This is a genomic window from Streptomyces sp. NPDC088794, from assembly GCF_044750545.1.
Lineage (GTDB): Bacteria > Actinomycetota > Actinomycetes > Streptomycetales > Streptomycetaceae > Streptomyces.
Genome location: NZ_JBIVKB010000003.1, coordinates 455,259 through 479,007, shown reverse-complemented (window position 1 = coordinate 479,007; position 23,749 = coordinate 455,259). Strand labels below are relative to the sequence as shown.

At 72.9% G+C, this 23,749-nt stretch carries 3 protein-coding genes; 2 read left to right on the top strand and 1 reads right to left on the bottom strand.

Annotated elements, in window-relative coordinates:
- Positions 1-21: 21 nt before the first annotated feature.
- Entirely contained in the window at positions 22-1,017 is a 996-nt protein-coding gene (locus tag ACIP6U_RS11115) for a FecCD family ABC transporter permease (RefSeq protein ID WP_401715551.1), read from the bottom strand.
- Between the two features lie 222 nt (positions 1,018-1,239).
- Between ACIP6U_RS11115 and ACIP6U_RS11110 the strand changes: the two genes are divergently transcribed.
- Entirely contained in the window at positions 1,240-23,544 is a 22,305-nt protein-coding gene (locus ACIP6U_RS11110; RefSeq protein ID WP_401715050.1) for a non-ribosomal peptide synthase/polyketide synthase, read from the top strand.
- Positions 23,541-23,744, top strand: a complete 204-nt coding sequence (locus ACIP6U_RS11105; protein ID WP_401715048.1) for an MbtH family protein — start codon at positions 23,541-23,543, stop codon at positions 23,742-23,744. The genes ACIP6U_RS11110 and ACIP6U_RS11105 overlap by 4 nt, the downstream gene beginning before the upstream one ends.
- Positions 23,745-23,749 lie beyond the last annotated feature (5 nt).

The following is a 23,749-nucleotide window of genomic DNA, read 5'->3' as shown; positions in this document are numbered from 1 at the left end:
GGCGGCGATACGGACACGGGCTCAGACCTCCGCGAGCTTCCGGCGGCGTACCAGGGCGATGAAGAAGGGGCCGCCGACGAAGGCGACGAGGACGCCGGCCTGGATCTCGGTGGGTCGCGCGGCCATCCGCCCGATGATGTCGGCGGTGAGCAGCAGTACGGGGGCGAGCGCCGCGGACATGGGCAGCAGCCAGCGCTGATCGGGGCCGATCCCGGCGTACTGGGCGAGCACCCGCGCGATGTGCGGGACCACCAGACCGAGGAAGACCACCGGACCTATCACGGCGACCGACGCGCCGGTGAGCAGCACCACCGCGGTGACGCCCTGCAGCCGGACGAGCCCGAGCCGGCGGCCGAGCGAGGCGGCCACGTCGTCGCCCAGGGCGAGGCTGTTGAGGGCGGGCGCGCAGGCCAGGGCGAGTACGGCGCCGACGGCGAGGAACGGCAGGATGCGCTGGAGATCTCCGGCGTCCAGGTCGGCGAGCGAACCCGCCGACCAGAAGCGGTAGCGGTTGAGCGCGTCCGGGTCGGTCAGCACCACCGCGCTGGTGAACGACGACAGCAGGGACGTGACGGCGACGCCGGCCAGCGCCAGCTTCACCGGAGTGGCCCCGGAGCGGCCCAACTGCCCCAGCAGGTAGACCACCACGCTCGCCGCGAGCGCCCCGCCGAACGCGAACCACACGTATCCGTACAGCGACGTGACCCCGAACACGGCGACGGAGACGACGATCGCGAAGGACGCTCCGGCGCTGACACCGAGGATGCCGGGATCCGCGAGCGGGTTGCGGGTCAGCGCCTGCATCAGCGCCCCCGACATCCCGAGGGCCGCTCCGGTCGTCAACGCGAGCAGGGTGCGCGGGATGCGGACCGACCAGATCACGTTGTCCACGAGCCTGCTGGGCGGGTGCCCGAGCACGGCCCGCACCACATCGCCGAGCGGAATGCTCAGCGCGCCCAGCGCCAAGGACAGCAGGGAGAGCAGGACCACCAGGGCCACGAGCGAGCTCACCAGCAAGGTGGCGCGAGTCTTCTTGCCTGGAGCCACTGGCCTGTCTCCACGTCATTGTCCGTAAATCGCTGCCCCGTTCGGAGGTAAGGGGAGCATAACCTCACCGCGGTCACCGGTCGTGATTGGTTCACCGACAGGTCTTCTTAGTAAGGCAATGCTTACCTTACTATTCGAGCGGTTACGGCCAGCCAGGCCGGATCCGCACCGCAATGGGAGGCACGGGCCGCTGTGTCGGGCACTACGCGATCTTCTGAGACGGCTTCGGCCGAGAGCACTTCGGCTGAGACGGCTTCGGCGGGCGGGACCGCGGAGGCCTACTGGCGACACCTGTACGCGGCGACGGCCCAGGAGCCGCCGCTGCCGACCGACTTCCCGTACCCGCACGTCGTACCCGACCCGGTACCGCTGGCGACCCGGACCCGCGCCTTCGACGGGTCCGCCGCCGACTCCGTCCTGCTCGCCGCCTGCGCCGCCCTGCTGCTGCGCTACGGCGGTGCGGCGGCGGACGTGACCCTGGCCCATGCGGGACTTCCGTTGCGGGTGGCGGCCGAAGGTGCCACGCCGTTCCGGGAGTTGACCGGGCGGATCACTGCTGCCTACGCCGAGGCCGACGCCCATCGCATGCCCACCGCCGAGCTGCTGGCCCTGCTGGAGCCGGGGGCCGTGCGCGGGGGAGGCCTGCTCTGCACGGTGGGCTTCGGCCCCGAGCCCTGGAACGACGGTGGCCCGCTCGACCTGGCCCTGTCCGTGGCCGACGGCGAGGTCCGCGTCGACTACCGCACCGACCTCTTCGCGGCCGCCACCGCAGACCGCGTCCTCGGCCACTACGTCACCCTGCTGACCGACGCCCTCGCACACCCGGACACTCCCGTCGGCGAGTTGGCGCTCCTGGAGGACGACGAACGGCACCGCGTCCTCGTCGAATGGAACGACACTGACCACGACGTGCCCGCCCGCACCTGGCCCGAGATGTTCGCCGACCAGGTCGCCGCACGTCCGGACGAGATCGCGCTCGTGCACGAGGACGTCCGCCTCACCTACGCCGAACTCGACGCCCGCGCCTCCCGGTTGGCCCACGCGCTGGCCGCCCGCGGCGCCGGACCCGACCAGGTCGTGGCCCTCGCCGTGCCGCGCTCGGCCGACCTGATCGTCGCCGAGGTCGCCGTGCTGAAGGCGGGCGCCGCCTATCTGCCCGTCGACACCGACTATCCGGCCGACCGCGTCGCCCACATGCTCGCCGACGCCGATCCCGTCTGCCTGGTCACCACCACCGACGTCCTGCCCGACCTGCCGCCCGACGGGCCGCGGCGACTCGTCCTGGACGCAGCCGACACCGTCGCCGAGTTGAGCGCGCACCCGGCCGAGGCGCCGGGGTCCGCGGCCGGGCTGACGGTCGCGCACGCCGCGTACGTCATCTACACCTCGGGCTCCACCGGCCGCCCCAAGGGCGTCGTGCTCACGCACGCCGGTGTCGCCAAGCTGGTCGCCACCCAGTCCGAGAGCTTCGGCATCGGACCGCACAGCCGCGTCCTCCAGTTCGCGTCGCCCAGCTTCGACGTGGCGTTCTGGGACCTGTGCCTCGGCCTGCTCTCCGGCGGGCGCCTCGTCGTCGTCCCCGCCGACCGCCGCGTCCCCGGCGCGCCCCTCGCCGACTACGCCCACGAGCACGGGATCACCTTCATGATCCTGCCGCCCGCCCTGCTCGCCGCCCTGCCCGACGACGTCCACCTCCCGCCGGAAGCAACCCTGTTGGCGGGCACCGAACGGGTCTCGCCCGAACTCGTCGGGCGCTACGCGCGTGGCCGCATGATGTTCAACGCCTACGGTCCCACCGAGGCGACCACCAACTCCACGCTCGGCCGCTGCGACCCCGACACTCCGCCGGGCACCCTCGTGCCCATCGGCATCCCCGACCCCGGTACCCGCGCCTACGTCCTGGACGACCGGCTGCGCCCAGTCCCGGCCGGCGTCACCGGCGAGCTCTACCTCGGCGGGGCGGGACTGGCCCGCGGCTACCTCGGCCGCCCGGCCCTGACCGCGGAACGCTTCGTCGCCGACCCCTTCGGGGCGCCCGGCGAACGCCTGTACCGCACAGGCGACCTCGTGCGCTGGAGAGCCGACGGGCGCCTGGAGTTCCACGGCCGCGCGGACAGCCAGGTGAAGCTGCGCGGCTTCCGCATCGAACCCGGCGAGATCGAGTCCGTCCTGCGCGCGCACCCCGCCGTCGACCAGGCCGCCGTGGTCGTCCGCGAGGACCGCCCCGGCGAACGCCGCCTGGCCGCCTACGTCGTGCCGTCCCTGGAGGGCGGCGCGGAGGTCGCCGCCTGGAAGGGCCTGCACGAACTGCTGTACTCGGCGGCCGGATCCGAGGGGTTCGAGGAGAACTTCGCCGGCTGGAACAGCATGTACGACGGGCTGCCCATCCCCCTCGCGGACATGCGCGAGTGGCGCGAGACCACCGTGGCGAGCATCCGCGAACTCCGCCCGCGCCGCGTCCTGGAGATCGGCGTCGGCAGCGGCCTGCTGCTGTCCCGGCTTGCCCCGGACTGCGAGGAGTACTGGGGCACCGACCTCTCCGAGGAAGCGGTCCGCGCGCTGCGGACCCAGGTGGACCAGGTTCCTGAACTCGCCGACCGGGTGCGTTTGTCGGCCCGGCCCGCACACGACCTCGCCGGTCTGCCGGAACGATTTTTTGACACCGTCGTCATCAACTCCGTCGCCCAGTACTTCCCCGGCGCCGACTACCTCACCGACGTGCTTCGCACGGCCGCGGGCCTACTCGCCCCAGGTGGCGCCGTGTTCGTCGGCGACGTCCGCAACCACCGTCTGTTGCGCACCCTGTGCGCGGCCGTCGAACAGCTCCGCGCGGCGCACGAGGGCGACGAGGACAAGGAGACCCTCCGCGCCGCCGTCGAACGGGCCGTCGCCTGGGAGGGCGAACTCCTCGTCGACCCCGACTACTTCACGACCCTCGACGGCCTCACCGCCGACGTCCGGGTCAAGCGCGGCACCCACCACAACGAACTCACCCGCTACCGGTACGACGTCGTGCTGCGTGCTGCCGAAGCGGGCGAGGAGGGTGACGGGGCGGGTGCCGTACCGCCCCCGATCCAGGAACCCGTGGAAACCCCTTGGTCGGCGCTCGGCACCCCCGAAGCGCTGGACGACCTGCTGGCGGCCGAGACCCGCCCGACGCGGCTGCGACTCACCGGAGTCCCCAACGACCGCCTCGCCGACGACCTCGCGGCACTCGGCTCCCTCGACGACAGCAGCCGCCCGCTGACCGCCGACGGGTCCCTCTCGGCCGACGGCTCCCTCGGCTCTCTCGCCGCGGTGCGAGGCGTCGACCCCGAGACGCTGCACGAGATCGCTGCCCGGCACGGCTACCGCGCCGTCCTCACCTGGAACGGCGAGGCGGACGACGGCTCGCTCGACGCCGTGTTGGCCCCCGACGGCGACCCTGTCCTGCTGACGCCCTACCGGCCGGGCGGCAGACGCCCGCACACCAACCGGCCCGCACCCTTCCGCACCATCACGGCGCTGGTGGGCGCCCTGCGCGCGCACGCGGCCGAGTACCTGCCCGAGTACATGGCGCCGTCCGCCGTCGTGCCGCTGGACCGGCTCCCCGTCACGCCCAGCGGCAAGCTCGACACCGCCGCCCTGCCCGCCCCCGACTACACCCGCCTCAGCGCCGGCCGCGCCCCGCGCACCCCGCGCGAGCGACTGCTGTGCGACCTGTACGCGCAGGCCCTACGAGTACCCGCGGTGACGGTCGACGACGACTTCTTCGCCCTCGGCGGGGACAGCATCGTCGCCATCCACCTGCTTGTCCTCGCCCGGACCGCCGGTCTGGAACTGACCCCCCGCGACGTGTTCCGGTACCGGACGGTGGCCGAACTGGCCACGGTGGCGCGCACGGGCGACCTCACGGACACGGCGGACGTGGACCCGTGGGACGAGCTGTCCGCCGACGAACTTGGTGCGCTCCAGGGGGAGTTCCCCGTCGAGGTGGACGAGGTGCTGCCGCTCGGGCCGCTCCAGGAGGGCTTCTTCTTCCACGCCCTCGTGGACGGTACCGAGCATGACGCCTACGTCGTCCAGCAGATGATTGAGCTCACGGGACCGGTGGACGGCGCGGCGCTGCGGCGTGCGGCGCAGGGTCTGCTGGCCCGCCATGCCCCGCTGCGTGCCTGCTTCCGTCAGCTGCCCGACGGTCGTCCCGTGCAGCTGATCGCGGCCGGTCTGGATCTGCCCTGGCGTGAGGTGGACCTGGTCGCGCAGGAGGACGCGACCGTACGGCGCACCCTCGCGGAGGCCGTGGCCGCCGATGAGCGGGCCCGGCGATTCGACCTCGCGCGCCCGCCGTTGGTGCGGTGTGCGCTGGTGCGGCTCTCTCCGGAACGGTGCCGACTGGTGCTGACGTTCCATCACATCGTGGCTGACGGCTGGTCGTTGCCGATTCTGCATCGTGAGCTGCTGGCGCTGTACGAGACTGGTTCGGCTGTCGCCGACTCGATCACCCTGGACCAGTCGGCATCTACGTCGGGGGCGCAGCCGACGCTTCCCGAGCCGGCCCCGTACCGCTCCTACCTGCGGCGCATGGCCCGCGCGGACCGGGACGCCGCTCGTACCGCCTGGTCGGCCGCCCTTGCCGGGGTCGACGAGCCCACCCGGCTGGTCACCGTGCCCGCCGTGCCGGGGCCCGTCGAACCGGCCCAGATCCGCGTGGAGTTGTCCGAGCGGACGACCGTGCGGCTCACTGCCCGCGCCCGGGAGCGGGGCGTCACCCTCGGCACGCTCGTGCAGTGTGCCTGGGGTCTGCTGATCAGCCGATTGACGGACCGTCAGGACGTACTCTTCGGCACGACCGTCTCCGGCCGGGACGCGGCCGTGGCCGGCATCGAGTCGATGGTCGGCCTGTTCATCAACACCCTGCCCACCCGCCTGCGGTGGACGCCCGAGGCCACCCTCGGAGCGGTGCTCGACCAGCTCCAGGACGAGCAGGCCGCACTCCTGGACCACCAGCACCTCGGCCTCGCCGAGATCCAGCGCGTCAGCGGGCACGCGGGCGCCGGCGAACTCTTCGACACCCTCGTCGTGTTCGAGAACTACCCGGCCGAGTCCGACGTCACCGACCGCACCGGCACGGTCCGGATCGCCGGTCACGCTTTCCATGACGCCGTCCACTACCCCCTGGCCCTGATCGTGAAGCCGGGCCGCCGCCTCGACCTGCGTCTGAAGCACCACACCCGCCGTCTGGACGCAGAGGCCGTCCAGGTCCTCGCCGACCGGCTCACCCTCCTCCTGGAGACCCTCGCCGACGACCCGGGCACCCAGGTGGCCGCCCTCGACCTGCTCACCGCGCGCGAGCGAGTAAACGCGCACTCCGCCGGTGAGGCGCGCCCGGTTCCCGCCACGACCCTGACCGCCCGGATCGCCGCCCAGGTCGCCCGTACTCCCGACGCCACGGCCGTCGTCTTCGACGGCACGACTCTCACGTACGCCGAACTGGATTCCCGGGCCGAGGTGTTGGCCCGCCGGCTGCGCGCCAAGGGAGCGGGTCCCGAGCAGTTCGTCGCCGTCGCCGTCCCGCGCTCTCCCGAGCTGATGGTGGCGTTGCTCGGTGTCCTGAAGTCCGGTGCGGCCTATCTGCCGCTCGACCTGGACTACCCGGCCGATCGCATTGGCCACATGCTCACCGACTCCGGCGCGACGCTCGTGGTCAGCACGGAGTGGGCGGCGGAACGGCTGCCCGTGGTCGACGGCGCGGAAGTGGTGCTCGTCGACGGACAGGACTTGCTGCTTGCCGACGGACGGGAAGTGCCGTTTGCCGACCCGGACGCCACCCGGGCCACCGACCCGGACTCCGAGCACGCCGAAGCCGAAGCCGAAGCTGACCCCGACCACCCCGCCTACCTGATCTACACCTCCGGCTCCACCGGCCGTCCCAAGGGCGTCGTGGTCAGCCACCGCGCAATCGTCAACCGCCTCGCGTGGATGCAGGGCGCCTACGGACTCACCGCCGACGACCGGGTGTTGCAGAAGACGCCGTCCAGTTTCGACGTGAGCGTCTGGGAGTTCTTCTGGGCGCTGTGCGAGGGCGCGGCCGTCGTGCTCGCTGCCCCGGACGGACACCGCGACCCCGCCTATCTCGCCCGCGTCATCCGCGAACAGGGCGTGACGACCCTGCACTTCGTGCCGTCGATGCTGGAGGCGTTCCTCGCCGCCGAGGACATCACCGCCGACCCCGGGTGGGCGCTGAGCCTGCGCCGGGTCTTTAGCAGCGGCGAGGCGCTGCCCGGTCGCGCCGCCGACCGCTGGCAGGCCCTGACCGGCGTACCGCTGCACAACCTGTACGGCCCCACCGAGGCTGCCGTCGACGTCACGCACCACACCCATGACGGCGCGCCGGACACGACCGTGCCGATTGGACGGCCCGTCTGGAACACCGGCCTGCGCGTCCTCGACTCCTGCCTGAGCCCCGTCCCCGACGGCGTACCCGGCGAGCTGTACCTGACCGGTGTCCAGTTGGCCCGCGGCTATCACGCGCGCCCCGGCCTGACCGCCGACCGCTTCGTGGCCGACCCCTTCGGCGCGCCCGGCGGACGGATGTACCGGACCGGCGACCTGGTCCGCCGTCGCCCCGACGGAACCCTCGACTACCTCGGCCGCACCGACCGTCAGGTGAAGCTGCGCGGCAACCGCGTCGAACTCGGCGAGATCGAGGCCGAGTTGGGCACCCTGGCGGGCATCGCCCAGGCCGCCGTGACCGTACGCGACGACCGACTCGTGGCCTACGTGGTTCCCGCGCGGGACGCGGACCCCACCGCCGTCGTCCCGGCCGCCCTGCGCGCCGCTCTGGCCGAGCGCCTGCCTGCCGCCCTGCTCCCCGACGCCTACGTCGTGCTCGACGCGCTCCCGCTCACCCCCAGCGGCAAGCTGGACCAGCGCGCGCTGCCCGCCCCCGAGGTGGAGCGTGCCGTGCGCCGCGCACCCTCGGGCGCGCGAGAGCAGCTGCTGATGGAGATCTTCGCGGCCGTCCTCGGCATCGAGGACACGGGCCCCGACGACGACTTCTTCCTGCTCGGCGGCGACAGCATCAGCTCCATCGGCGTCTCCAGCCGCGCCCGCTCGGCAGGTCTCGAACTCACCCCGCGCGACGTGTTCACCCACCGCACCCCCGCGGCCCTCGCCACGGCCGCCGTCGCCACCGGGCGAGTCGCCCGCGAGAGCGCCCCGCCCACCGGCCCGACACTCACGCAGGCCCAGCGCGCCCGCCTCCGCGCCCTGGCCGCGCCCGCCGCCGTCGCCGACGTATGGCCCCTGGCGCCCCTCCAGGAAGGCCTGTTCTTCCACTCCGCCTACGACGCCGGCGCGCTGGACGTCTACACCGTCCACGAGACCTTCGACTTCGCGAGCCGTCTCGACACCGACCGGCTCCGGGCGGCCGTCCGTACCCTGCTGACCCGCAATCCGGGCCTGCGCGCCGGCTTCACGAGCGACGGGCTCGACAGCCCGGTGCAGTTCATCGTCGAGGACCTGGACATCCCGCTCGACGAGGTCGATCTCTCGCACCTGCTCGCACCCGAACAGGACGCCCTTCTGCGGGAGTTGACGGACGCCGAGCGCACCCGCCGCTTCGACCTCTCCGCGCCCCCGCTGTTCCGTCTGCTGCTGGTCCGCCTCGGCGCCGAGCGCGGCGACCGGCTCGTCATCGGCCGCCACCTGATCCTGTGGGACGGCTGGTCGGCCTGGCTCTTCCTGGACGAACTCTTCGCTCTCTACGCGTCCGGCGGCGACGCCTCCGAGCTGCCCCGGCCCGGCAACTACCGTGACTACCTGACCTGGTTGGACGAGCAGGACGACTCGATCGCCAACGGCGCCTGGCGCTCGGCCCTCGCCGGTCTCGAGGAGCCCACGCTGCTCGCGCCGACGGCGGCGGACGGCCTCGAACCGGTGATCCCGGACCAGTTGGACACGCGGCTGACGCCCGAACTCTCCGAGCGGCTGCGTGAGACGGGCCGGGCGCACGGACTGACCCTCAACACCGTGCTCAACGCCGCCTGGGGTCTGACCCTGGCGTCCACGACGGGGCGTACCGACGTCGTCTTCGGCACCACCGTCGCCGGCCGCCCCAGCGAGGTGCCCGACGTCGAGCACGTCATCGGCCTGTTCCTCAACACGGTCCCCGCCCGGATCGCGTACGACCCCGCCGAGCCGGTCCTCGACCTGCTCCGGCGCGTCCAGGGCGAACGGCTCGACCTTATGCCCCACGAGCACCTCAGCCTCGGCGTGATCCAGGCGGAGTCCGGCCACCGCAAGCTGTTCGACACCCTCTTCGTGCTGCGCAACAACGACACCGAGGAGCGCCTGGAGCAGCTGCGGGTCCGGCACGGCGCGACCGCCGTCGCCAACGTCGACGCGACCCACTACCCGGTCAACCTCGTGGTGACGCCAGGACGTTCCATCCAGGTCACCCTCACCCACCGTGCCGACCTCGTCCCGGCGGACGACGCGCACGCCCTCCTTGACCGCTTCGCGCTGCTGCTGGAGCGGATGACCGCCGATCTGTCGGCCGCCGTCGGCTCCCTCGACCCGGTCCTGCCCGCCGAGCGCGCGGCCCTGCGCGAGGAGTGGGCGTCGAGTCGGGTCCCCGACCCCGAGGACACCGTGGCCGACCTGCTGGCCCAGCAGGCGGCCCGCACCCCCGACGACCGCGCCCTCGTCTTCGGCGACCGCACGCTCACCTACGCCGAACTCGACGCCGCCGTCAACCGCATGGCCCGGCTGCTCCTCGACCGAGGTGCCGACCCCGAGCGGGTCGTCGCCCTCGGCCTGCCCCGCTCGACCGACATGGTCGTGGCGCTGTTCGCCGTCCTGCGCACCGGCGCCGCCTACCTGCCCCTCGAACTCGACCACCCGGCCGACCGGTTGTCCCTGATGCTGGCCGACGCCCGCCCGCTCGTCCTGCTCACCACCGCGCCCGTCGCCGCCACCCTGAACCTGGGGGAGACACCCGCGGTCCTGCTTGACGACCCTGACGTGCAGCGGGAGTTGGCGGATCTGTCCGACGCACCCGTCCGGTCCCGGTTCAGCCTGGAACATCCCGCCTACGTCATCTACACCTCCGGCTCCACCGGCCGCCCCAAGGGCGTCGTCACCCCGTACCGGGGCCTGACGAACATGCAGCTCAACCACCAGCAAGAGATCTTCGCCCCCGCCATCGCCTCGGCCGGCGGTCGACGGCTGCGCATCGCGCACACCGTCTCCTTCGCCTTCGACATGTCGTGGGAGGAACTGCTCTGGCTCGTCGAGGGCCACGAGGTGCACATCTGCGACGAGGAACTCCGGCGCGACGCCGAGGCGTTGACCGCCTACTGCGAGCGGCACCGCATCGACGTCGTGAACGTCACCCCCACCTACGCCCGGCTGCTGATCGAACAGGGCCTGCTGGAGGGACACGTACCGCCGCTCGTCCTGCTCGGCGGAGAGGCCGTACCGGAGACGGTGTGGACGGCCCTGCGCGACACCGAGGGGACGTACGGCTACAACCTCTACGGGCCGACCGAGTACACCATCAACACCCTCGGCGGCGGCACCCTCGACAGCGACACGCCCACCGTCGGCCGCCCCATCCGCGGCACCCGCGCACACATCCTCGACGCGTGGCTGCGGCCCGTGCCCGAGGGCGTGCCCGGCGAGCTGTACATCGCCGGCATCGGTCTGGCCCGTGGCTACCTCGACCGCCCCGCCCTGACCGCCGAACGGTTCGTCGCCGACCCGTTCGGCGAGCCGGGGGAGCGCCTGTACCGCACCGGCGACCTGGTGCGCCGCCGCCCCGACGGCAACCTCGACTTCCTGGGCCGCACCGACGACCAGGTCAAGATCCGCGGTTACCGCATCGAGCCCGGCGAGATCGAGACGGCCCTCAGCCACCACCCGCTGGTCTCCCAGGCGGCCGTCGTCGTCCGCGACGAACGGCTCGTCGGCTACGTCGTCCCCGCGACGCGCACCGACCAGGAACGGTCGGCCGCCGAGGCCGCCCAGGTCGGCGAGTGGCAGGAGATCTACGAAGACGAGTACGAGGAGATCGGCACCGCCGTCTTCACCGAGCGGTACGACGGCTGGGACAGCTCCTACGACGGCCGGCCCATCCCCTTCGAGGAGATGCACGCCTGGCGCGAGGCCACCCTCGACCGCATCGGCGAGCTGAAGCCCCGCCGCATCCTCGAAATCGGCGTCGGATCAGGCCTGTTGCTCTCCCGGCTGGCCCCGGACGCGGAGGCCTACTGGGCGACCGACTTCGCCGCCCCCGTCATCCGCAAGATCGGCGAGGAGGTGCGGCGCGACCCGGAGCTGGCCGCCAAGGTCGAACTGCGCTGCCGGCCCGCCGAGGACCTCAGCGGTCTGCCCTTCGCCTACTTCGACACGATCGTCATCAACTCCGTCATCCAGTACTTCCCGAGCATCGACCACCTCACCACCGTGCTGAACGGCGCCATGGAACTGCTCGCCCCCGGTGGCGCCCTGTTCGTCGGCGACGTGCGCGACCCGCGCCGGGCCCGCACCTTCCACACCGAGATCCAGCGGGCGCGCGGCACCGCCGAGGCCGACCTGGAGCGGGCCGTCGAGCGCGGACTGCGCCTGGAGAAGGAACTCCTGGTCGACCCCGACTACTTCGCCTCCCTCGGCCACGGCGTCGACCTGCGCACCAAGCGCGGCCACCACCACAACGAGCTGACCCGGCACCGCTACGACGTGGTGCTGTACCAGGGCGAGCCCGATCTGCGGCTGGACGACGTGCCGGCCGTCGCCTGGAGCGAGATCAGCGACCTGGGTCAACGGCTGAACGGTGGCGGCTCGTTGCGTGTCACGGGCATCCCGGACGGCCGTACCGTCGAGCACGGCGTGGACCCGGAGACCCTGCACGACCTCGCCGACCGTCACGGCTGCCGGGCGCTGACCACCTGGTCCGCCGAACCCGGCTGCTACGAGGCCGTGTTCATCCCCCGGTCCGACCAGTCCGCCCAGTCCGCCAACGCAGGCCAGGACGCCTTCCGGCTCACCGCCGGGCTGTACCGCCCGGGCGGCGGCAGCGCGCCCTATGCCAACGACCCGACCTCGGCACGCGAACAGAGCGCACTCGTACGGCGGTTGCGTGACGACCTGGGCCGTGAACTGCCCGATTACATGGTCCCGGCCGCCTTCGTCACCGTCGACACCCTGCCGATGAACGCCAACGGCAAGCTCGACGTCCGGGCCCTGCCCGACGCCGAACCCGCCGTCGCCCTGGGCGGCGGACGCGGCCCGCGCACCCCGCGCGAGGAGACGCTCTGCCGGCTCTTCGCCGAGGTGCTCGGCCTGCCCGAGACCGGTGCCGAGGACGACTTCTTCGAGCTCGGCGGCCACTCGCTCCTCGCCACCCGCCTGGTCAGCCGGGCCCGCGGCGAACTGGGTACCGAACTCGCCATCCGCGACCTGTTCGAGGCGCCCACGCCCGCCCGGCTCGCCCTGCGTGCCGACAACAACAAGCCCGCCCGGCCGCCGGTCACCGCCGTCGCCGAACGCCCCGCGCACCTCCCGCTGTCGGCGGCACAGCGTCGGCTCTGGCTGGTGGAGGGCATCACCGGCGGGGGAGCGGCCTACAACTTCCCGCTGGTCTTCCGGCTGCGCGGCACCCTCGACATACCCGCCCTGCGCCAGGCTCTGCGGGACGTCACCGCCCGCCACGAGTCGCTGCGCACCCTGGTCGTCGAACACGGGGGAGAGCCCTGCCAGTACATCCTCGCCCCCGAGGATGCCGAGCCGTCCTTCACCCTGACGGACTGCGTCGAGGACGAGTTGCCCGCCCGTATCGAGTCCGCGCAGCTCCGCGCCTTCGACCTCACGCGTGAACTGCCCGTGCGTGCCGAGGTGTTCCGCCTGGCGCCCGACGACCAGGTGGTCGCGGTGGTCCTGCACCACATCACCACGGACGAGTGGTCGGACCGGCCCTTCCTCGCCGACCTGCACACCGCCTACGCGGCCCGTGCGGCGGGCGAGAGTCCCGGCTGGGAGCCGCTGCCGGTGCAGTACGCGGACTACACCCTCTGGCAGGACCGGCTGTTCGACCAGTTCGGAGCGGTCCAACTCGCCTACTGGACCAATGTGTTGCGCGACCTGCCCGAGGAGCTGGAGCTGCCCCTCGACCGCCCCCGGCGCGCCGAGCCCAGCGGGCGCGGCGACACCGTACGCCGGACCGTGCCCGAGGACACCGGACGCGCCCTGCGTGACCTGTCCGCCGCGACCGGCACCAGCATGTTCATGCTGCTTCAGGCGGCCACCGCCGCGTTGCTGCACCGGCTCGGCGCGGGCGACGACATCCCGCTGGGCGCCCCGATCGCAGGGCGCACCGACAGCGCGCTGGACGACCTCGTCGGGTTCTTCGTGAACACGCTCGTCCTGCGCACCGACCTGTCCAGCCCCGACGGCGACTTGACGTTCCGTCAACTCCTGGACCGGGTAAAGGAGTCCTCGCTCGCCGCGTTCGAGCACCAGGACGTGCCCTTCGACCGCGTGGTCGAGGCCGTCAACCCGCCCCGGCTGGCCGGCCGCAACCCGCTCTTCCAGGTCATGCTGGGCTACCACCACCGGCCCGAGGGCGACCCGGAGACCCAGCTCGGGCTGCCCGCCGAGTGGTACGAGATGGACACCGGCACCGCGAAGTTCGACCTCGACTTCACCTTCGTCGACGAGTCCGACATCTCCGGCCGCATCACCCTCCTACTGGAGTACGCCACCGACCTGCTCGACACTGAGAGCGCGGCCTTGTTCGCCGACCGGCTCGTCCTGCTGCTCACCCGGTCCGCCGACGCCCCGGACGTCCCGCTGGCCTTGCTCGACGTGCTCACCCCGGCCGAGGAGACGGCCGCGACCGGCGCCTGGAACGACACCGCGCACCCCCGCGAAACCCGCACGGTCACCGAGGTGCTCGCCGACACCGCACACGCCCACCCCACCCGCACCGCGCTGGTCACCGGCACCCCGGACGCACTCCGCCGCTGGACCTTCGCCGAACTGCACACTCGCGTTGAGATCCTCGCCGCTCTCCTGCGCGCCCACGGCGCTAAGAGCGGCGGTGTCGTGGGCATCGCCCTGCCGCGCCATGAGATGGTCCCGGCCCTGCTCGGCGTCCTCGCATCGGGCGCCGCCTATCTCCCGCTGGACCCCGAACTCCCCGCGGACCGGCTGGAGTTCATGCTCGCCGACGCGCAACCGGGCTGCCTGCTCACCACCCGCGATTTCACCGAGCGCCTCCCCGAGACACCCGGCGTGCCGAGGCTGCTGATCGACGGCCCGCTCCCCGTCCCGCACCAGCCGCACCACCACCGCTCCCACCCCCTGGACGCCGCCTACACGATCTACACCTCCGGCTCGACCGGCCGCCCCAAGGGCGTCGTCGGCACTCACCGGGGCCTGAGCAACCTGTACGGCTCCCACCTGCGGGACCTGATCGAGCCGGCCGTCCGCGACACCGGCCGGGAGGTGCTGCGCGCCCTCCACGCGGCCTCGTTCGTCTTCGACGGTTCCTGGGAACCGCTGCTGTGGCTGCTCGCCGGTCACGAACTGCACGTCGTCGACGAGACGACCATGCTCGACCCGGCCGCCCTGCTGCACCGCATCGACGAAGCGCACATCGACTTCGTCGACCTCACACCGACCTACCTCCGTGAACTGCTGCACCACGGCTTCCTCGCCCCCGGCAGCCGCGTACCCGCCGTCATCGCGGTGGGCGGTGAGGCCACCCCGCCCGCCCTGTGGCAGCGGCTGACCGAGCTGCCCGACACGGCCGTGCACGACCTGTACGGCCCCACCGAGTGCGCGGTCGACGCGTACGGCTGGCACCACGGCACCACGGACTGGGCCGCCCCGCTCGACAACATCCGCGCCCATGTCCTCGACGACCGCCTGCGCCCGACCCCGGTCGGCGTGCCCGGCGAGCTGTACCTCGCCGGTGAGGGCCTGGCCCACGGCTACCTCGGCCGCCCGGCTCTGACCGCCGAGCGCTTCGTCGCCGACCCGTTCGGTGACCCCGGCACACGCATGTACCGCACCGGCGACCTGGTCCGGCGCCGTCACGACGGCACCCTTGTCTTCCTCGGCCGCGCCGACGACCAGGTCAAGCTGCGGGGCTTCCGCATCGAACTCGGCGAGATCGAGGCGGTGTTGGCCGGCCATCCGGCCGTCGGCGCCGCGGCCGTCGTCGTCCACGAGGATCAGCCCGGCGCACCTCGCCTGGTCGCGTACACCACTCGGGTGCGAGCGGGTGAGACGCGGGACCCGGCGGCGCTGCGCGCGCACTGTGCCGAGGTGTTGCCGGACCACATGGTCCCCGCGGCCTTCGTCGTCCTCGACGCGCTGCCGCGCACTGTCAGCGGCAAGCTCGACAAGGCCGCCCTGCCCGCGCCCGTGGCGACGGCCGCACCGGTCGGCCGACGGCCACGCACCCCGCGCGAGGAGCTGCTGTGCGAGCAGTTCGCCGCGGTGCTCGGCGTCGACCGGGTCGGCCTCGACGACGACTTCTTCGCCCTCGGCGGCCACTCCCTGCTCGCCATGCGTCTGGTCAGCCGCGTCCGAAGCCTGCTGGGCGGCGAGCTGTCCCTGCGGACGGTGTTCGACGCGCCCACCGTGGCCCGGCTGGCCGCCCGCCTCGACGTCGGCCGCACCGACAGCCGCCCGGCCCTGGCCGACCCGCGCCCCCGTCCGGACCGACTTCCCCTCTCCTCCGCCCAGCGCGGACTGTGGCTGCACCACCAGGTCGCCGGACCCGACCCGGCCTACAACATCCCCGCCGCCTGGCGACTCACCGGCCCACTGGACCGCGCCGCGCTGGAAGCCGCCGTCGGCGACCTCGTCGCCCGGCACGCCCCGCTGCGCACGCTCTTCCCGGCCGAGGACGGAGTGCCGTACCAGGACGTGCTCGACCCGCAGGACACGGTCGTACCCGTACACACTGCGCCGTACAAGGAGTTGGCCCGCGAGGCCGCGCACGCATTCGACCTGAAGCGCGAACTACCGCTCCGCGTCACCCTGTTCGCGACCGGCCCCGACGAACACGTCTTGCTGCTCCTGCTGCACCACATCGCCACCGACGAGTGGTCCGACCGGCCGCTGCTCGCCGACCTGGGCTCCGCGTACGCGGCCCGCGTCGAGGGTCGTACCCCTGACTGGGCCCCGCTGCCCGCGAGTTACGCCGACTACACCCTCTGGCAGCGCGACCTGCTCGACGCGACCGAGCCCGATCTGCTCGCCCACTGGACACGTGCTCTCGGCGGTCTGCCCGAGGAGCTGAACCTGCCCACCGACAGGCCGCGTCCGGCGGAGTCCAGCGGGCGCGGCGGAACCGTGGGCTTCACCGTGCCCGCCTCACTCACCCGCGCACTGCGGGAACTCGCCCGTCTGCACGGCGTCAGCATGTTCATGGTCGCCCAGGCGACCGTGGCCACCCTGCTGCACCGCCTCGGCGCCGGCGACGACATCCCGCTCGGCGCCCCGGTCTCCGGACGCGGCGACGAAGCGCTGGAGGACCTGGTCGGGTTCTTCGTCAACTCCCTTGTGCTGCGCACCGATCTGTCCGGCGACCCGAGCTTCGCCGACCTGCTCGGCCGCGTCCGCGAGACCGACCTCGCTGCCTACGAACACCAGGACCTGCCCTTCGAGCGGCTGGTCGAGGCCCTCAACCCCGAGCGGTCCCTCGCCCGCCACCCCCTCTTCCAGGTGATGGTCGTCCACCTGGCCGGACGCGGCGACGCACCCACCCTCCCCGGGCTGAGCGCGCGTCATGAACCGGTCGGCCAGGACACCGCCAAGTTCGACCTCAGTTTCGACTTCGTCGAGCAGGGCGACGGCGAGGGCATCCAGGGCTGGATCGAGTACAGCGCCGACCTCTTCGACCCCGCCACGGCCGAAGGACTCGCCCGCCGGACGGAACACCTGCTCGCCCAGATCGTCGCCGACCCCGAACGGCCCATCAGCACAGTGGAGTTGCTGCGCGACGACGAGCGCACCCTCGTACTGGACACCTGGAACGCCACCGCGCACCCGGTCCCGCACCTCACCCTGCCCGAACTCTTCCGTGCCCAGGTGGCCCGCACCCCGGACGCCACCGCCCTCGTCTTCGAGGAGGGAGCCGGGGACAGCTCGGAGCACGGCTCTGGGGACGGCAGCCTCACCTACGCCGACCTCGACCTGCGCGTGGAGCGACTCGCCCACGTCCTCGCGGCACACGGCGCCACCGCCGAGACCACCGTCGCCGTCGCCCTGCCCCGCTCGGCCGCACTCGTGGTGACCCTGCTCGCCGTCCTCCGCGCGGGCGCCGCCTACCTGCCCCTGGACCCGGACCACCCGGCCGACCGGCTCGCGCACATGCTCGCCGACGCCCGCCCGGTCTGCCTGGTCACCACCGACGGCGTACGCCTCCCGGACACCGACGACACACCCCGCCTCGTCGTCGACGCGGAGGGCACGCCCGAGAGCACTCGCCGCTCGCCGCTGCCGACGGCCTACGACCCCGCCCACCCCGCGTACGTCATCTACACGTCCGGCTCGACCGGCCGCCCCAAGGGCGTCACCGTCCCCCACGAGGCCATCGCCAACCGCCTCCAGTGGATGCAGGGCGCCTACCAACTCGACGCGGACGACCGGGTGTTGCAGAAGACCCCGGCCGGATTCGACGTGTCCGTCTGGGAGTTCTTCTGGCCCCTGGTCACCGGCGCCACCCTCGTCGTGGCCCGGCCGGAAGGCCACAAGGACCCGGCCTACCTAGCAGCGCTCATCCAGCGGACGGGTATCACCACCGCGCACTTCGTACCGTCGATGCTCCGCGCCTTCCTGGACGAGCCCACCGCCGCCCGCTGCACCGGACTGCGCCAGGTCGTGTGCAGCGGCGAGGCGCTGCCCGCTCCGCTGGCGGCGCGCTTCGGGGACCTGCTCCCGGACACCCGGCTGCACAACCTGTACGGCCCCACCGAGGCCGCCGTCGACGTCACCGCCCATGAGGTGGGCACGGCCCCGAGGACCGTCCCGATCGGCCGTCCGGTCTGGAACACCCGCACGTATGTCCTCGACGCCGGCCTGCGACCGGTCCCGCCCGGTGCGGCGGGCGAACTGTACCTGGCGGGCGTCCAGTTGGCCCGCGGCTACCTGAACCGCCCGGGCCTGACCGCCGAGCGGTTCGTCGCCGACCCGTTCGGCGCCCCCGGTGAGCGCATGTACCGCACCGGCGACCTCGCCCGCTGGACGACGGACGGAGAGCTGGAGTACCTGGGCCGGATCGACGACCAGGTCAAGCTGCGCGGTTTCCGCATCGAACTCGGCGAGATCGAGACGGTCCTGGCCGCGCACGAGTCCGTCGACCACGCGACCGTCGTCGTCCGCGACGAACGTCTTGTCGCCTACGTCGTCCCGGCAACCGCCGGTGCCCCGGACCCGGCCGCGTTGCGCGCCCACACCGCCGCCGTCCTGCCCGACCACATGGTCCCGTCCGCCGTCATCGTCCTCGACACGCTCCCGCTCACCCCCAACGGGAAGCTGGACCGACGGGCCCTGCCCGCACCGGATTTCGCCGCTGAAGTCTCCGACACCCGACCCCGCACCGCGATGGAGGAGACGGTCTGCGCGCTCGTCGCCGACGTCCTCGGCCTCGAACGCGTCGGCCCGGAAGACGACTTCTTCTCCCTCGGCGGGGACAGCATCGTCGCCATGCAGCTCGTCGCCCGTGCTCGTGCGGCCGGCCTCGCGTTCAGCCCGCGTGACGTGTTCCGACGGAAGACGGCGGCGGGACTGGCGGCTCTGGCCATGCCCCTCACCACCGACGACCGTCCGGCACCCGTCGCAGGCCTGTTGGACCTCACCGAGGACGAGCGCACGGAGCTCGCGGGGTGGCCCGCCGGCACCGAACTCCTGCCCGTCTCCCCGCTCCAGGCCGGCCTCCTCTTCCACGCCGCCCTCGACTCGGGCGACGAAGGTCCCGACGTCTACACCGTCCAGATCTCCTACGACCTCGAAGGACCCCTCGACGCCGAACGGCTGCGCGCCGCAGGGCAGTCGCTGCTCGACCGGCACGAGAACCTGCGCAGCGGCTTCCGGCACCTGGCCTCCGGACGTGCCGTCGCCGTCGTACCGCGCACGGCCACGCTGCCGTGGCGGCAGGTCGACCTGACCGGTGACGGGGACGACACCGACGCGTGGGAGCGGCTGCTCGGTCAGGAGCGGCGCCGTTTCGACCCGGCCGAACCTCCGTTGCTGCGCCTGCTGTTGGCCCGCATCGGGCCCGACCGGCACCGGCTCGTCCTGTCCCACCAGCACCTCCTCCTCGACGGCTGGTCCCTGCCCCTGCTGACCGATGAACTGTGGGCGCTGTACGACGGCCGCGCCCTGCCCGTGCCCGCGTCCTACCGCTCCTACCTCGGCCTGCTCGCCGCCCAGGACCCCGCCCTGGCAACCGAGGCCTGGACACGGGCACTTGAGGGTCTGGCCGAGCCCACCCGGCTGGCACCGGCCGACCCGGCCCGCCCCTCCGCCGTCCCGCACACCCACACCGTCGAAATGGACGCCGAACGCAGCGCCGCCCTCGACGCGTTCGCCCGAGAGCACGGCCTCACCCTCAACACACTCGTCCAGGCCGCCTGGGGCGTGCTCCTGGGCCGGCTCACCGGCCGTGACGACGTGGTGTTCGGTGCCACCGTCGCCGGACGTCCGCCGGAGCTGGACGGTGCCGAGTCGATGATCGGCCTGTTCATCAACACCGTTCCCGTGCGTGTCCGTATCCGTCCCGAGGAGACGGCGGCGAGTCTGCTGGCCCGGCTCCAGGACGAGCAGTCCGGGCTGATCGCCCACCAGCGCCTCGGCCTCGCCGACATCCAGCGGGCCGCCGGACTCGGTGAACTCTTCGACACCCTGGTCGTGTTCGAGTCCTACCCGGTCGCCGACTCCGCCGAGGAGACCTCACCCCGGGTCGTCGTGCGCGACCACGAGGACGCCACGCACTACCCGTTCGCCTGGGCCGTCGAGCCAGCCGAACGGCTGCGGCTGACCGCCGAGTTCCGGCCCGACCTGTTCGAACCGGCCGTCGTACGCCGGATCACGACCGCCCTGGTCGCCCTGCTCGACACCATGGCCACCGAGCCCGAACTCCCCGTCGGCCGCCTCGACCTGCTCGGGCCCGCGGACCGGCACACCGTGGTGGAGACCTGGAACGACACCGCGCTGCCCGCCGCCGAGGACCGACCGGCCACCGTGCCCGCGCTCTTCGCCGCCCAGGCCGCGGCGAGCCCCGACGCCACCGCCGTCACCGACGGCCGGACCACCTGGACGTTCGCCGAACTCGATGCCCGCACCGACCGGTTGGCCAGGATCCTCGCCGGTCATGGCGCCGGACCGGAGCGGACCGTGGCCCTCGCGCTGCCCCGCACCGCCGACCACATCGCCGCCATCCTGGCCGTGATGAAGGCGGGCGCCGCCTATCTGCCCCTCGACCCCGACCTCCCCGAGACCCGGCTGCGCGACCTGCTCGCCGACGCCCGTCCCACCCTGGTCCTCGCCACCCGGCAGACCGCCGCCGGACTGCCCGACGCCGAGGTGCCCGTGCTCGACCTCGACGACCTGCTTGCCGCCGACCACCTGCCCGAGGCCGACCCCACCGCCCCCGACCCCGACCACCCGGCCTACGTCATCTACACCTCCGGATCCACCGGTCGCCCCAAGGGAGTCGTCGTCACCCAGCGCGGTGTCGCCAACCTCTTCCACAGCCACCAGCACGACCTGCACGCCCTCGCCCGGCGCCGCACCGGCCGCCGCCACCTGCGCGTGGCGCACGCCTGGTCGTTCTCCTTCGACGCCTCCTGGCAACCGCAGTTGTGGCTGCTGGACGGGCACGCCCTGCACATCGCGGACGACGAGACCCGCCGCGACCCCGAACTCCTCGCCGCCTTCATCCGCGAGCGGCGGATCGACTTCATCGAGGTCACCCCGTCGCTGCTCGCGCAGATGGCGGACAGCGGGCTGATCGGCCCGGACGGCGACTGCCCCCTCGCCGTCGTCGGCTTCGGTGGGGAGGCGGTGCCCGACGCCCTGTGGACCCGGCTCGCCGCGCTCCCCGACACCGAGGCGTTCAACCTCTACGGCCCCACCGAGGCCACCGTCGACGCCCTCGTCGGCCGCGTCCGCGACAGCGCCCGCCCGATCGTCGGCCGCCCTGTCCACCACTCCCGCGCCTACGTCCTCGACCAGGCCCTGCGCCCGGTGCCGCCCGGCGTCACCGGCGAGCTCTACCTCTCAGGACCCGGCCTGGCCCGCGGCTACCTCGACCGGCCCGCTCTGACCGCGGAACGGTTCGTCGCCGATCCCCACGCGACCGAGCCCGGCGCCCGGATGTACCGCACCGGCGACCTGGCGCGCTGGACCGAGGACGGGCAGCTGGAGTTCGCCGGCCGCTCCGACGACCAGGTGAAGATCCGCGGCTACCGGGTCGAACTCGCCGAGATCGAGGCCGCCTTGGACACCCACCCGGCCGTCGACCGGACCGTCGTGACGACCCGCGAACAGCGCCCCGGCGTCCGACAGCTCATCGCGTACGCCGTCGTCCCCGAGGGAGACGCCGACCCGGCCGGGCTGCGCGCCCACGCCGCGTCCGTGCTGCCGGAGTACATGGTCCCGGCCGCCGTGGTCGTCCTGGACCGGCTGCCGCTGATGTCCAACGGCAAGCTCGACCGCACCGCCCTGCCCGCACCGGACTTCACCGCGGCGGGCGGCGGCCGGGCACCTGAGAACGACACCGAGCGCACCCTGCGCGACGTGTTCGCCGACCTCCTCGGTCTGCCCGCGGACGCGGTCGGCACCGACGACGACTTCTTCGCGTTCGGCGGCGACAGCATCGTGGCCATGCAACTCGTCGCTCGTGTAAGGGCGTTGGGCCTGCGGATCACTCCCCGCCAAGTCTTCCAACACCGTTCCGTCGCCGCCCTGGCCGCCGTCGCCACCCCGTTGGCGGCCGGTGAGTGGATCCCCGGTCACGACAACGGCACCGGCACGGTCTCGCTCACCCCGATCATGCACGCCCTACGCGAACGCGGCGGACCGATCGCCGGATACCACCAGGCCGCCCTGGTCCAGACACCCGCCGACCTTGACGAACCGGGCCTGCTCGCGGTCCTGCGAGCCGTCGCCGACCGCCACGACATGCTGCGGGCCCGCCTCGACCGGGGCCCGGACGGCACCGAGTGGACCCTGCGGGTGCCCGCAGCGAGGGAGACCGACATCGCAGCCTGGCTCGCTCGCGTCGACGTGCGCGGTGCCGATCGATCTCGGTTGCGCGAGGCGATCGCCCGCCACGCCGAAGCGGCCCGGGACGGACTCGACCCGGACGCGGGAGCCATGGTCCGCGCGGTCTGGTTCGACGCCGGCCCCGGGCAGCCCGGCCGACTCCTGCTCCTGGTCCACCACTTGGTCGTCGACGGCGTGTCCTGGCGCGTCCTGCTCCCGGATCTCGCCGCCGCCTGGGCCGCCGAGCGCCAGGGTCGTACCGCCGAACTCGCCCCCGTGGAGGTGTCGTTCGCGCGCTGGTCCCGGCTCCTCACGGCCCGTGCGGCCGACCCCGTCCGTGAGGACGAACTCCCGTTGTGGAACTCGGTCCTCGCCGAGGGCGCCGGACTGCCGCTGGCCCGGCCGCTCGACCCGGCCCGGGACACCGTCACCACCACCCGCTACCTGTCGCTGAGCCTGCCGACCGACGTCACCGGCCCCCTCCTCGGGCGCGTTCCCGCGGCCTTCGACGCCACGATCAACGACGTGCTGCTCACCGCGTTCGCGCTGGCCGTCGCCGACTGGCGGGCCCGGGTTCTCGGCACCGCGCCCGGCGGCGCCGTCCTGGTCGACCTGGAGGGCCACGGCCGCGAGGAGGAACTCGCGGGCAACGCCGACCTGTCCCGTACCGTCGGCTGGTTCACCAGCGTCGTCCCGGTACGGCTGGACACCGGTGACGGGGACCCGGCCGAGGCGTTCGCCGGCGGACCGGCCCTGGACGCGGTGCTGGCCCGCGTCCGCGACCACCTCGCGAGCCTGCCCACGGCCGGCGTCGGCCACGGGCTGCTGCGCCACCTCAACGCGAGCACCGGCGCCCAGCTCTCCGAACTCGCCGAACCCCAGATCGAGTTCAACTACATGGGCCGCTTCGACCACCCCGAGGCCGCCGACTGGTCCTACACCGAGGACGACGACGCCGCCGACCTCGACGCCGACCCGGCCATGCCCATGTCGCACGCGCTGACCCTCAACGCCCTCACCGAGGACCGCCCCGGCGGCCCCGAACTCACCGCCCACTGGGCCTTCGCGGCCGACCTGCTGACCGAGGAGGCGGTCCAGGACCTGGGCCGCACCTGGTTCAGGGCCCTGGAGGCCCTGGTCCGGCGGGCGGGCGCCCACGAAGCCGGCCCGGGCGGGTCCGCAACCACTCCCACGTCCGGCACCACTCCCACGAAAGGTATGAACCCCGCATGAGCAACCCGTTCGAGAACCCCGACGGCGTCTACTCCGTCCTCGTCAACGACGAGGAACAGCACAGCCTGTGGCCGGAGTTCGTCGCCGTCCCCGCCGGCTGGCGGCCCGTCCACGGTCCCGCGGGCCGACAGGAGTGCCTGGACTTCATCGAGGCCAACTGGACGGACATGCGGCCCAAGAGCCTCGTGGACCGAGCCTGACGTTC